Below are 13674 nucleotides of genomic sequence, written 5' to 3' on the forward strand. Positions count from 1 at the left end.
TTCAGAGTTATATCTTTTTACCTTAACAATTCTTTTTTGAGTTCCTCTTTAATTATCCCACTTATATTCACGTTAAGATCCCCTACCAAAAAATCAGTCATAGTTTCAAGATCGTATAGATCCTCTATTACTTTTTTAATAGCAGCATTTATTTCTTCTTCGTCAAATTCCTTTATAATAGGTCTAATCTTCACATACCCTGGAGAGCCTTTACCATAAATTCCTTTGCTTTTATTAATGCAGCCACCTGCACCAGATCTACTGCTTCTCAAACCACTTCCACACTCTACTGTTTCATACTTGATTTCACCATTTTCTATATATGCTATTTGATTGTCTTGTGTAGACTTCAGTTTATCTGCCTTTACAATTTTCTCCTCTAGCTTTAAATCTTGCTTATGAATTACTGTTTCCTCATAACCCTTACCACCGTATGTTCTATACTCACCTCCACCTGCAACAGTAATCAGTTGCTGGCAATGTTGCTTCTGCGAATTGCACATTTCTATGAAAACAGGTCCCCCGTCCTTATCTGAGAGGTTACTTTCCTGGTTACCCCCTCCCTCTGTGACTTGCACCTTAATTATAGGATAATTAGGATCGATTTTCAGTTTAGCTTTAATATAATCTCCTGGCATCCCTACTCTGCTTTCAGTAGAATGGCATTTTTGATTGTCACAGCCACTACCTTGTATATGACCTGCTTCACCACTTCCCCACGCTTCTATTTTAATACGATCAAATTTTATTGATAAGTCATCTGTATAAACATCTTTATTTTTATGATCATAGGATTTTTCATTATTTTTTTCAAGATCTGGTTTCTTATTTTTCAGATGTTCCTTGATTATCTCTTTTAATTTTTCTTTTAATTTCTTTTTGAGACCTTCTAAATCGAACCTACACAATTTATCAGCGTAAAAGACCTCCGTTCTGTTTGCTTTAATTGGTGCTTCTTGTTGTGTGACAACGCCATTTGTATTTTGTGAAATCTTTGTATAAAAAGGTTGAGTGTTTTCTTTGTCTACATATCGTGTTGAACGGCTGCATGTTCCAGTAAAGCAGATACAACCATCATCACCTTGATTACATTTTTCTCTATGCTCTACATCCGTCAATTTGTATACTACTTTCAGTCCTTTACTAGATTTAAATGTATCGTCTATCTCATCATTTCTTTTTACACAGTAACTGCATTCTCCCTTCTTCTGCTCATTTTCATCAGGGAAGAAAACATACTCTTGCTTATTAAATATTATTTTATCCAACCTCTCTTGAGTTTCTTTCAAAGGGTAAACTATTTCCTTGCTTGGAAGATAATAGAACTGATTTGATTCCTTGGAGTAAACAGCATTGTATTTAGTATATCTTGTTCCCATTAATTTTAGTGGTATTATTTTATTTTCTCTTTTAAGAACAAACTCCTCTGGTTCTGGCTGCCATCCAGAAAGACAAAGCATTTTACTGTTAGAATTTCCTTTATACTTTACTTCTATCTCCGGCTGCCCAGAGTTATTAAATTCACATTGAATAGATTTGTCTTTTAACTTTTTCTCAAAATCATTAAAACTATAAAAACTTCCGCCTTTAGAACATTTAATTTGCACATCAGGAACATAGCCATATTCTTTCAGAACTTTAAATTGTTGCGGATTACTTTCTAATATACCTTCTATAATATTATCAATATTACTATCAGTTGTTTTTGCTACTATTGCTGGTTTTACTACTTTTAAAGATAGGGGGCCAATGTTTATAGGATGGTTGAGGTCAGTATTAACATTAAAAGTACAGGAACCATTACTATAGGTTCCATGTGCTTTAGCACAAGTGCTCTCACTCATCTTCATTTCTACTTTCAATGTATTTTTATTTACTATCTCCACTATCTCAGGTTCTGGAGCAGGTGGTGCAGGAAAACAGCGGACGAACTGTGGATTTTGTTCATTTATACTTTGAGTTCCAAGGTATTCAGCACAGAGCTGGCCCTTTTTTCTATAGGTTTTGAAGTAGTACGTGATGCCATCTTTGTCTAAAATAGAGCGCCACTCAGCTTTATTTTCTCCATACCCTTTAGGGAAATCTAATTTTTCTCCAATCTCTCCGTCTCTTCCTTTCAGATCACCAATGATTACCTTAACCTTAGGATTAAAGTAATCATTGTCTTTATCTGTTATAGGAACAATTCTAACTTGTGGAGGTGACATTGCAAGTTGCTCGCAAAATGGAGGGGGACTAGGTGCAAGTGGCACGGGAGCACATTTTACTGCCGTTTGGTAGCAGGTATCACAGACTTTTTCCATCTCCCCAGAACGAAAAATATTCTCACCCGAAAATACTCTAGAACCCCATGAAGAAATTCCTGACATACAAGCCCCTTTTTGACTGCAAGCACATATTTTAGGAGAGTTAGCGAATCTTCTTTTTTCCTCATCAGTAACACCGTCTGCCCATTCCCATTTAAGACCCCGAGCAATTTCTCCTCCAGCTTTTGTTTTATCCCCTTCCCAATCAATAAAAGCTGCAGCAGAAACTCCAGCTCCTGTACCTTGCGTTCCATATATCTGGCGGCAGGATTCCCCACTTTGTAAGTCATAACAATAACTTTGTCCATCATAAGCACATACTCTAATTTTGGGATTAAAGTAACCATCAACTCCTTGATCTTTTATTGCTTGCACCTTAATTTCCTTTACCCAATCTCCACCAACTATTGCTTCCAACCAAGTATTACTTTCTACAAATGTTGGACAATCAGCATATCCTTGATACGAAAGACCAAGTATCAAAAAAAATATCAATAAGAAATTAAGCCTTACACTTCTCATAAAATACCGGTAACCACTCATTAACTTCTTCTCCTTTTTCCTTTATTGCCTCGTACATATACTTTATCGTCTCTTTGTTAGCTGAAAGTACATGTATTTCTTGCATATTCTTTAAATCTAAATTTAAAGTTACTAATCCTTTATACTGTTTTATCAAAAATAAACCTTCCTGCGTTGGCGTCTGCAGAATTATATTCAGCTCCTCTTTTGATAAAGAAAATGCTTTCATGTATAATCTATTTGCATTGACGTTCGGCATCAAGATTCTTGTATCAACATGTTTATCTAAATATTGAGTAAATTTGCTAGCAAATGCGAGATTTAAATTTTCAGTACTTAGGATTACTGCAACATTTAGTTCCGTCATTCTTTGCATCCAGTTATCAAACTCTTTCTCTGTAGGAAAAATATTACTTATCTCCCATGCTTCATCCAAAACAAGTATTGCAGGCGAGCCATCACATTTTGCCTCAAAAGAATATAAAAAATAGTAAAGTATCACGGACATACATTCCTTTTGTTTTGTAAGGTTTGCGGTGTTGAGAGATATAATTTTTGTTTCCCAGTCAATATCTGATTCATTACCATCTTGAAATAAGTAAGCAAAGTCACCATCGTCACACCATCTACTTATCTTACCCCCAAGGAGCAAGAGCACCTCAGAAATTTGTGAAATAGAACGTGATTCCTTGGGTATAGCAAATATAGAATCCACAATTTTTCTTATCTTTTCTTCTACGTCCACCAAGCTCGTATCGGCTACCATTCTTCTGATCAGTTCAACCAACATATTGCGATTGGAAGCACTATCTTCAATGTTTAGTGGATTAAATTTTAGGCTTTTGTCCTTATATTTTGGATCGATTATGTAATATTTACCACTCACTGCTTTAGTAAAAATTATTGATTTTCCAGTGTTATCCAATATGACAATTCTTGGGTTAAACTTTCTTGATTCTGATAATAGAAAATTAATGAGTGAAGTTCTGCCTGAATTTGGAGCTCCGAGTATCGTAGTATGGCCATTATTTCTTTTTCCATGAAAATTAAAGAAGTAAGGATTTCCTTTTTTTGAGAAAAAAATCATTACCGCTTCTTTCCACCTTCTTCCTTTTAATGTACCTGACGTAAAATCGTGCAGCATAGCAAAGCTGCAAGCGTATTTTGTTAAGATATTTTTCGGTTGCGTAATAAAAGCAAAATTGCCTGGAAGTTGTGCCCAAAAATGACTTTCCATATGTAAATCAGTTCTAAACATCATGAAGCCAACTAATGACATTATAGAAGATAAATCACTAATACTTTCAGCTAACTTATTCCTATCATCTGCAAATATTGTAAAAATAATTTTCTGTTGGCAGAAGTCTATACTAGAGGTCTTTTCAAGCTCTATTATTTCTTCAATTCCTGAGCTTTTAAGTAAGGTATTATCCTCACTAATTTGCAGCATGTTGATTTGTTTTTTAAATTCTTTTATTGCTTTGTTATTACTAGTAAATATCATTATTTCTGTAATGATAAATTCAGATTCAAGCTGCAAGCATCTATCTATATTACCTAAAGAGATTTCCCGGTATTCTTTTATGCTGAAAATAGAGCCAAATTTCTGTTGATTTTCAAATATTGTTTGAAACGTATTGAAACCAAAAGCTATTTTAAAATTTCTAATATATTGCGACAGGTCCCTTTCATGTATTGGATAATCTTTGTGCGTTAATGTAACAATATAGTGGAGAAATTCTATCATTTCAGAATATATTTTACCTTCACTAAACCTTAGACTCAGTTTTTTAGCTCCAAAAGGTCCTAAATCATTTTGAATTACGTCAGTTATCTTTTGCAACTCCTGATGGCTTTCTTGTAAAGACAACTTATGCTTATTCTTTATTCTATTGAAAAAAAACGAATTATTAGTATGCTTGCCAAAATCGCTAAACAATATTACAATGTATAGTTCATTTATATACTGTAATTTACTATCAGTTAGTTTATTAAACCACGTTGAATGTAGGTTGTCAGAGAAGTCTTCAGTTTTATTCCATTTCAAGCTCAGTTTATTGCGCTTTCTAACGGTATGAATCCAAACGGTAAAATACAGGCTATTAATATTTTTTGATATGCTTTTTCTAATTTCAGTTCTGAGGTCGCTGTAGTTATCAACAGAAGAATAATCTTCTAACTTGATTATTTTTAACAATTCTCCCTGTTTTGTTAGTATGGTTTCTTCATCGTAATGACAAGCATAAGGAACAAAATCTAAATCAATGCTTTCTAGTAATGCTAAGTTGTTCTTTTTTTTAAGCTTAGAGTTAACTGTTGGTACTTTTAACTGCATATGCGTATTCAATAAAGATAATTAAAAAAGATAAAAATACTATCTTAATTTTTATCTTTTTTTTCGCTATCGGATTGTAATTTTATATCTTTTGCAAAGTTAAATTTTTCTTTTAAGTAGTCTGTTGCCTTTTCTGTACTACCGAACACCAGGACCAGTACACCAAACATTATCATAAAAAAGATTAGACCTCTGAACACTACTGCAAGTATCACTGCAGCTATACACAACCCTATGATTGTTGAAGGACTCATATTTTCTACAGTATCTTTAACTGAAAATGAAGAAATAAAATTTTTTACCGTTTCTTGTATACCCTTTAATTCATCACTCGCCGAACTTGCTTCGCTAGAATATGATGCAAAAATGAAACTTAATAAGGCTATAAAAACCAAAACTTTATTCAATTGAATGCGCATCAACTAAACACCTTTTAAACATTCCTCAAATATAACAACTTTTATATCAATAGGCAAGAACTGAATTCACTTATCCACTACAAGTAACACATATTTAATTTTTACCGCTGCGAACATGCTGTAAGCTCTTATCATCAACAAGAGGACTCACATTAATGGATGTTAATTTACTTGATAGGAAGTTTGAATGCAATTCAGCTACTGCTGCTATAGCAAGCACTGCAACCATAGCAAGTAGTCCTGCTCCTATCAACCCTGATGTCATTGCTCCTGCAACAATGCACCCTATTGTGGAGAGAGCACAACCTGCTACAAATGCAACGTGAAGATTTCTGTTATTGGGTTGTTTTTCAAGTGGAGTATCTTCACCCTTTTTCTTATTCAAAGGAAATTTCTGCACGATTGTAATGGCGTTTTTTCTGTCCCTTTTTTCTTCGGGTTGCATTGAATCTTTTGCCTGGCTGCCTGTCATCTGAGTAGTTTGACTATTTGTATCCATACTTTCTTTTTCTCTGGATCCCAGTGTCACGCACTGGGATGACACCTGTGGTGACTCTTTCTCAACTTGATCTTCAATCTTTTTATTATATTTAGAAGGAGATCTTCGTCCACTTGGCCCTTTGGACCTTGTTTTAGTTAGGTGTGCTAATTTTGTCTCTCCTTCATCCTCTGGTTGTAAGCCATTATCTCCTTCAACAGAGCTCGATGTTGAGTTTAAACTTTCCTCAGATGAAGTGCTTGCTATTGATGTTAAACTGTTTTTTCTACTATTTATTGGTGATATCGAGTTTTTTTCACTCAGTCCAGGTGAGTCTATTCCACTATCTGAGTCATTGCCACTACTGAGTTTAGAAGTTTGCTTCTCCTCTATTTCTTTCACAACCTTGCTATATTTTTCAAACACTTCCTCTGTAACATCTGAATTACTAAGTATTTTATTATCACCACTTTTTTTCTCAGCTACATTCAAGGGTGTTTCTTGTGTGTTGTTTTGCTCTTCAATATGTTTTAGCTGCATTTGATCTTCAATATTTTCTTCAACAGCATTTGGTATTGAGCTTACACTGCTGCTCCTGTTAGTAATATCCCAAATTGTTTGTACTATTGCTGCCTTTTTTTTTGAGTCTAGTTTTTTTGACTCTGTTATTTCTGCTTTCAACGCTGGAAGAAAGTGTTGGATATAATTATTATAATGTTCTCTTTTTTTCCCCACTGATTTTTCTAACTCAGCTAATGCTTCAGGACTAGTTCCTTGCTTGGATGACTCTAAGTGTTTTGCAATAGCCTGCTCATTTTGTCGTTCTCTCAGTATTTTTTCCAATTCAGCCAATGTTTTAGGACTAGCTCCCTGCTTGAACAACCTTTTGCATTCTTTGGAAGTCTCATCTTGATTTTCTTGATAATTTTCTGCTGTTACCTTTTTGTATATAGTGTTGCTCAATTGTTGGTTAATATCTCCTTCCTTACTCTTAGGTTTTTTAAAGGGACTGTGCATAACATTCCTCCATACATAATAAAATGTATAGATACCTCTTTAGCGTTAATTTTACATTAAAACTGGGCAATTATGCCATATTATAAATAATTGCGGCAACTTGCTTATTGGAAGGTCGCTTAACTATTTGCTTTCTGGGCTTTCTACTTCTACAGATTTGCTATTAATATGATTCTTTGCTTGTTGAACTAACATATCCACTACTTCTTTTACAGGCTTTTCCCTATCAACCATGCCAACACTTTGGCCGGCCATTAAAGATCCTGTTTCAACATCTCCTTCAATCACTGCCCTTCTTAAAGCTCCAGCCCAGAACTTTTCTATTTCAAGCTGCCCATCTTCTTTTGAGATCTGTCCCTTTTGGTATTCATCAATAACTTCTTTTTGACGCTTCATGAAGTCATCGCTTGCTTTGTTGGCTATAGCTCTTACAGGAATTACAGGAAAATCAGCACTTATCTGTACAGAAGGTATTGCATTACGTGCGGCCGATTTAATAAACACTTCCTTAAAATTTTTGTGGGCAATTGACTCATTAGTGCAGACAAATAATGTACCTATTTGACAGCCACTTGCTCCCATTTCCAGGTAATTAACTATCATTTCACCTCTTCCTATTCCACCTGCAACAAACACTGGTATTTGTTCATTTTTAAAATGAGGCAATATCTCTTGTGCAAGAACAGAAGTGCTAACTGGACCTATATGCCCACCTGCTTCCATTCCTTCTATTATTAATGCATCTACTCCCATTTTTACTAACCTTTTCGCAAGGCTTAATGCTGGTGCAAAGCACATAACTTTAATGCCTGCACCCTTGATTTTTTCTATATTAGGCTTTGTTGGCAGTCCACCGGCAAGCACTATATGGCTCACTTTCGTTTCAATACACACATCTATCAACTCACTCAACTTTGGGTGCATAGTAATTAGGTTTACACCAAATGGCTTGTTAGTTAATTTTTGTGTCTCTATGATTTCTTTTTCCAGTAAGTCTGGGAACATTGCACCACATGCAATCACACCAAAACCACCAGCGTTTGAGATTGCTGAAACCAAGTTTCTCCCTGAAACCCAGCTCATAGCACCACCCATTATCGCAAACTCACTGCCAAGAAAATCTGTTCCTTTTTTCCAGAGGCTACTTAACATATAACCTATATCATGCGTTTAAAAATGTTTTGCTTATCTATAAATGTGTGCTTTAAGGCGCCAAGTATATGTAAGATTATAAAGAGTACCATAAAACATGCAAGCATCGAATGTAGCTCGTTAGCCGTGTTAGCTAGATCTTTGTTTTGATTAATCAACAAAGGGATATGGAAAAAATATTTGATCTGTTTGCCAGAAGCAGAAGACATGACATAGCCAGATAGTGGCATTAGCACCATTAAAGAATATAAACCAAAGTGCACTGCTTTACTTGTATTGATTACAAACCGAGAAAAATTTGCTGGAAGTGGTGGAACATAAGTAAAGACGCGAAAAAATATGCGTACTATGATTAATCCAAGAATAGCGATACCGCAAGCCTTATGAATAGCGTATATGTTGAACTTAATTTCATTGCTAAGTGGTAAGCTTTTCATATAAAGTCCAGAGCAAAGCATACCGATAATAAAAACAGCCATCAACCAATGGATAACTCTTAAACCTAGGCTATATTTATCGTCTTCCATTTTGATTACCCTAAAGTAGCACTTATATAATAGAAAAACTATTTTTCAATCAAAATTATTAAAGCAATTTAGATTTACCGACAATGTAGCTATACAAATTCGACCCAGCCGAGAGTCAAGTAGCAGGCACTGGCATCTAAGTCATAGAAACGGATCAAATGCAAAACTTACTTGACACCCTTCGCCAGCCCCCTTATCATGAAACTGAAGCTATTTATTTATCTTCTCTGTACAGATTAAATGACAAAAAAACTCAACGTATCTGGCGTCTCATGTTTAATTTTTTGCACTATGTGCACTCTATGTCTTTATCAAATTTCTAGGTTTTTACCTATACAAGCTGAAATACGCTTATAAAGCATTTAAAACATCAAAAAACGCCAACTTAAAAAATGGATAGTGAATAATTAGCTACCCTAGGGTTTCTTTTGCCTTTTTTTCTGTTTAGTAAATTTCTTAAACATTTATGACTAAAGGTTAGTTGCATTAAAAAGCAGCTAAATCGCGGTTATTAAGCGTTTAGAATAAAAAAACGCCATACTTGAAAGTATAATGTAAGTAATTAGCCAACCACGGGGCTTCTTTTGCCTTTTTTTCTGTTTAGTAAATTTCTTAAATATTTATGGCTAAACGACAATCGTCATCCCTGTAAAGGTCAAGTATCCCGCTACGTGTTAGCGGCTAAGAGATACCCGGCGGTATGACGGTTCGTGATGGCATGACGATAAGGTTCCAGTGTCAAGCGTTTGGCATGCAAATTTCCTTAAACGTTCGTAAGCTTAAAACTTTACTTTAGATCAAACTGCTGTATAGTGACTTTATAGCTTCAATTTTGTAATGAATATACCTAGTATAGAAAATTGTGATCTTCACAATAAAACCGTCTTACTCAGAGTTGATTTCAATGTTCCTATAAAAGATGGAGAAATTCGTGACGTCACTCGTATTTTGAGAGCATTGCCTACTATTCAGTATTTAGTGAATGCGAGTGCAAAGATTATTATTATATCGCATTTTGGACGCCCAAAGGCTAGAGACAATAATCTGTCGCTAAAAAATATAATTGACACTTTATCACAGTTACTAAATAAAAAAGTGAAATTCATTGATGATTGCGTTGGTGAAAAAGTGCAAAAAGCAGTGAGTGCTATGGATGCAGGAGATATAATATTACTAGAGAATCTAAGATTTTATGAAGGTGAAAAGGAGAATGATGCAAACTTTGCCAGACAATTAGCATCTCTGGCGGATACATATGTCAATGATGCATTTTCTTGCTCTCACAGAGCTCACGCTTCTATTTCACGCATTACAGAGTTTTTACCTTCCTACGCGGGATTTTGCTTGCAAGATGAGCTAAAGTATCTTGAAAAAGCTGTATCGTTTAAAGCTAAACCTATTACTGCGATAGTTGGGGGAGCCAAAATGTCAACTAAGATAAAAATGCTTATAAAGCTAACAGAAAAGGTTGATTACCTAGTTCTCGGAGGTGCAATTGCTAATAATTTTTTGTCATTTAGCAAAGTAAATATAGGGAAATCTTTCTTTCAAAATGGTGTTGACGACCTTCTGCATAATATTCTTGAAACAGCAAATAAAAACAATTGCAAAATAGTTGTGCCAGAAGACGTTCTGGTTGCAGTAAACTCTGATTACAGCACTAGTATTTCAAGAAGAACTGAGTCCATTTTGGACGGTGATATAATTTTGGATATCGGACCACAAACTTTGAGTACAATAAGCAGTATAATAGCAAGCAGTAAGACTCTGCTGTGGAATGGACCTATTGGTGTTTTTGAACATTCAGCTTTTGCAAGTGGTACAATAGGGGTAATGAAAATCGTAAGTGACTTAACGCACAAAGGAAAGTTAACCAGCATAATAGGGGGAGGCGATAGTCTATCTGCAATAAGTGCTGCAGGCTTTACCGATAAGGATTTTACATATGCTTCCACTGGTGGAGGAGCATTTTTAGATTGGTTAAGTGGCGATGAAATGCCGGGAGTTGCTGCTCTGCAAAAATGATTAGATTAAAACTTTTTTAAATTATTTCTTATAGGCTAGCTTTTTTGTGAACGTGATTATGTCGAAGACAGTTAAACTAATTTTGTGTTTAATAATACCAATAATAGGATTTATTTTTTATATTAGGGATCATTATTTTCACACTGACTATGTAGAAGAAAATAATTTTGAACCATTTTTCAGTTCACAACCAGCCACCATTTCCAGAATTAACTGACTTCGATAGAGGAGTGTTGAAAGTTTGTGGAGATTGGGGAGCGCATCCAGATAAAGAAGATTTCAAAATTTTACTTAGTTGTCTGCAGCATCAAGAAGTAGTGAAAGAAATATATGATGAGCTTGATCATCAAATTGTCACACCAGATGCGGATTTGGAGCTATTTAAAGATGAACTGGCTAACATTTGGTTTACAAATAGTGGAAGTGAAAAAGAAACTATAGGGTTTGGACATATTTTTTGTGGTGAGCCAAACGATAAATTAGGTGGCATGCATTTTGTAGGCAGATATGTTGAAGCTCAAGAAGATAAATGGGCAGGTGCGATTTGGAATCCTGTGCAATAAATCAGATATTAAGAGGTTGTCCGGAAACAAGTAAAAGGCTATAATATCTGAAATTTTAGTACGGGGTAAAGATGAGAAAAAAGTATCCAACAGATCTAAGCGAAAGGGAATGGGCAAGAATAGAAAAACACTTCAGAGTATCATACAAGAAAGGAGGAAGGCCGCCAAAGTATAGCAAAAGAGAAATATTAGAAGCAATTTTCTATGTATTGCGTACAGGGTGTCAATGGCGGTATTTACCAAATGATTTTCCGCTATGGAAGACTGTGTATGAGAGGTTGTCCGGAAACAAGTAAAAGGCTATAATATCTGAAATTTTAGTACGGGGTAAGGATGAGAAAAAAGTATCCAACAGATCTAAGCGAAAGGGAATGGGCAAGAATAGAAAAACACTTCAGAGTATCATACAAGAAAGGAGGAAGGCCGCCAAAGTATAGCAAAAGAGAAATATTAGAAGCAATTTTCTATGTATTGCGTACAGGGTGTCAATGGCGGTATTTACCAAATGATTTTCCGCTATGGAAGACTGTGTATGAGCAGTTCAGGCAATGGAAGAAGCAGGGAATTTTTGAGAAAATGAATTATGAAATTACAAAATATAGTAGAAGAAAAATAGGAAGGAATGAGCAGCCGAGTGCCTGTATAGTAGATAGTCAATCTGTAAAGACTACAGAAAAGGGGGGATCAAAGGCTATGATGGAAGTAAAAAAGTAAAGGGTAGAAAAAGGCATATAATTACAGACACTCAGGGTTTTATACTAGGTTGTTACGTAGGCGCTGCTAACGAAAATGATAGAGATGGTATTAAAATAGCATTAAACAATATGAGAACAAAATATACTAAAGTTAAAAAAATGTGGGCTGACATGGGATACCAAGGAAGAAATTTAAAGAATCACATAAAGGAAGAATATGACATAGATATTGAAATTGTTACAAGGCCTCCATGTAGATTTTGGGTGCACAAAGATACGCCACCTGAGCTACTACCAACAAGAGAACAAGGGTTTAAAGTACAGCCAAGAAGATGGGTTGTAGAAAGGACTTTTGCTTGGGTTAATAGGAATAGAAGGCTATCGAAGGAGTATGATTTACTCACAACATCCACTGAGAATTTCATATACCTAGCTATGAGTAGGGTTATGTTAAAGAGGGAATATGCTTGAATTTACTAGTTTCCGGACAACCTCTTATACCAATTCCCATTACAGGGCAAACAGATGGACAATGATGGAAGAAAAGCCATACTGAAGTAAGTAAAATAGCGAGGTTTAAATGGCATTAAGATCAAAATTATTGGATGAAAAAGTAGTAGAATCAGCAAAAGAAATGCTGAAGAAAGTAAGGAATAATGCATATGTTTCAAAAAAACTAAATGCTGTAATTGCAGCAAAAAAGTACAGTATAACGGCTGTAGCAAAAATATATTGCATTTCAAGAAGCGCACTAACTTCGTGGGTAAAACTCTTGAAAATTGGCAGAGAAGAAAAACTGTTTGCTCCTTCACAACGTCGTAGAAAAACTAAATTAAATCAGGCTCAACTACAGCAAATTGAAGAGTGGATAGAAGAAAATCCTAATATCACCATTAAAGAAATGAGAATAAGAATCCAGGAAAAGTTCGGATTAAATATCAGCAAATCTACAGTACACCGCCATATGCAAAAGATGAAATTCTCATATATTACACCAAGACCAGTTCATAATGGACAAGATAAAAGCAAACAAGAGGAATTCAAAAAAAAATCTCAATGGAGCTATTAGCAAGTATCCAGAAAAAGAGCTATTTTTCTTTGATGAATCACGGTTTGGCACACATTCAAAAGTCGGACATGGGTGGTTTAAAAAGGGGATTAGAACACAGGTTAAAACAAAATTAGGTAGGCAAAATTTCTATCTCTATAGTGCAGTTAATCCTAGAAATGGAGAGAGTTCTAGCTTATTTGCACCAAATGTCAACACTGATTGCATGAACATATTTCTTGAGCAAATTTCGCAATATCTAGAAACACGAGAGGCTTTTCTCGTTATGGACTGTGCTAGTTGGCATAGGTCAAAAAATTTAAAGGTACCTAAAAATATCGACATTATATACCTACCTCCATACTCACCTGAGCTAAATCCTGTTGAGAGGCTTTGGTTATATATAAAACAGAACATTTTGCGCAATAAAATATACGATACAATTGCTCTACTTGAGGGTGCTTTGTGCAAATTTATTACTTCTCTTGCCAGCTCCACAATTAAACAACTCTGCAATGTTTCCTATTTGACTGGACAACAATGAGAATTGGTATTAGTATTAACTAAATTCTAAACTAACTGTGCTA

Annotated in this window: 9 protein-coding genes and 2 pseudogenes; 5 read left to right on the forward strand and 6 right to left on the reverse strand. The window is 35.0% G+C overall.

Annotated features, from left to right (window positions below; translation table 11 throughout):
- Positions 1-17: 17 nt before the first annotated feature.
- From AAGD74_RS06060 to AAGD74_RS06085, 6 genes are all read right to left on the reverse strand, one after another.
- Entirely contained in the window at positions 18-2828 is a 2811-nt protein-coding gene (locus AAGD74_RS06060; RefSeq protein WP_341810612.1) for a hypothetical protein, read from the reverse strand.
- Positions 2809-5163, reverse strand: coding sequence for a type VI secretion protein (locus tag AAGD74_RS06065; RefSeq protein WP_338482658.1), 2355 nt, complete (start codon positions 5161-5163; stop codon positions 2809-2811). Before AAGD74_RS06065 ends, AAGD74_RS06060 begins: the two co-directional genes overlap by 20 nt.
- Positions 5164-5207: 44 nt before the next feature.
- Positions 5208-5582 (reverse strand): hypothetical protein, encoded by a 375-nt coding sequence (locus tag AAGD74_RS06070; RefSeq protein WP_006279398.1) that lies wholly within the window; start codon positions 5580-5582, stop codon positions 5208-5210.
- A gap of 94 nt (positions 5583-5676) precedes the next feature.
- Positions 5677-7077, reverse strand: a complete 1401-nt coding sequence (locus AAGD74_RS06075; protein WP_341810613.1) for a hypothetical protein — start codon at positions 7075-7077, stop codon at positions 5677-5679.
- A gap of 123 nt (positions 7078-7200) precedes the next feature.
- Positions 7201-8229, reverse strand: a complete 1029-nt coding sequence (locus tag AAGD74_RS06080) for a nitronate monooxygenase (protein ID WP_341810614.1) — start codon at positions 8227-8229, stop codon at positions 7201-7203.
- Positions 8230-8234: 5 nt separating this feature from the next.
- Positions 8235-8756 carry a cytochrome b gene (locus AAGD74_RS06085; RefSeq protein ID WP_338976902.1) on the reverse strand — a complete coding sequence of 174 codons (522 nt, stop codon included), beginning with the start codon at positions 8754-8756 and terminating at the stop codon, positions 8235-8237.
- A gap of 837 nt (positions 8757-9593) precedes the next feature.
- Here AAGD74_RS06085 and AAGD74_RS06090 point away from each other — a divergent pair.
- The 5 genes and pseudogenes from AAGD74_RS06090 to AAGD74_RS06110 all read left to right on the forward strand — a co-directional run bounded on the left by AAGD74_RS06090 (position 9594) and on the right by AAGD74_RS06110 (position 13631).
- Positions 9594-10781, forward strand: a complete 1188-nt coding sequence (locus AAGD74_RS06090) for a phosphoglycerate kinase (RefSeq protein WP_077188326.1) — start codon at positions 9594-9596, stop codon at positions 10779-10781.
- 233 nt (positions 10782-11014) lie between these two features.
- On the forward strand, positions 11015-11344 hold the full coding sequence (locus AAGD74_RS06095; RefSeq protein WP_338482660.1) for an EndoU domain-containing protein: 330 nt from the start codon (positions 11015-11017) through the stop codon (positions 11342-11344).
- Positions 11345-11415: 71 nt separating this feature from the next.
- A pseudogene (locus AAGD74_RS07335) lies at positions 11416-11622 on the forward strand (transposase); the annotation flags it as partial.
- A 55-nt stretch (positions 11623-11677) separates the two neighbouring features.
- Positions 11678-12510 (forward strand): annotated as a pseudogene (locus AAGD74_RS06105) (IS5 family transposase).
- A gap of 109 nt (positions 12511-12619) precedes the next feature.
- A protein-coding gene (locus AAGD74_RS06110; protein WP_265029767.1) for an IS630 family transposase occupies positions 12620-13631 on the forward strand; the annotation gives its coding sequence in 2 pieces (ribosomal slippage) (positions 12620-13081 and positions 13083-13631; 1011 coding nt in all).
- Positions 13632-13674 lie beyond the last annotated feature (43 nt).

The sequence above is a fragment of the Wolbachia endosymbiont (group A) of Campoletis raptor genome (genome assembly GCF_964026755.1).
In the GTDB taxonomy this organism is placed as follows: domain Bacteria; phylum Pseudomonadota; class Alphaproteobacteria; order Rickettsiales; family Anaplasmataceae; genus Wolbachia; species Wolbachia pipientis.

Bases quoted from the DNA above. Each gene is read 5' to 3' on its own strand.
- AAGD74_RS06060 (WP_341810612.1), bottom strand. From the start codon at position 2,828: ATGAGAAGTGTAAGGCTTAATTTCTTATTGATATTTTTTTTGATACTT.
- AAGD74_RS06065 (WP_338482658.1), bottom strand. From the start codon at position 5,163: ATGCAGTTAAAAGTACCAACAGTTAACTCTAAGCTTAAAAAAAAGAAC.
- AAGD74_RS06070 (WP_006279398.1), bottom strand. From the start codon at position 5,582: ATGCGCATTCAATTGAATAAAGTTTTGGTTTTTATAGCCTTATTAAGT.
- AAGD74_RS06075 (WP_341810613.1), bottom strand. From the start codon at position 7,077: ATGCACAGTCCCTTTAAAAAACCTAAGAGTAAGGAAGGAGATATTAAC.
- AAGD74_RS06080 (WP_341810614.1), bottom strand. From the start codon at position 8,229: ATGTTAAGTAGCCTCTGGAAAAAAGGAACAGATTTTCTTGGCAGTGAG.
- AAGD74_RS06085 (WP_338976902.1), bottom strand. From the start codon at position 8,756: ATGGAAGACGATAAATATAGCCTAGGTTTAAGAGTTATCCATTGGTTG.
- AAGD74_RS06090 (WP_077188326.1), top strand. From the start codon at position 9,594: ATGAATATACCTAGTATAGAAAATTGTGATCTTCACAATAAAACCGTC.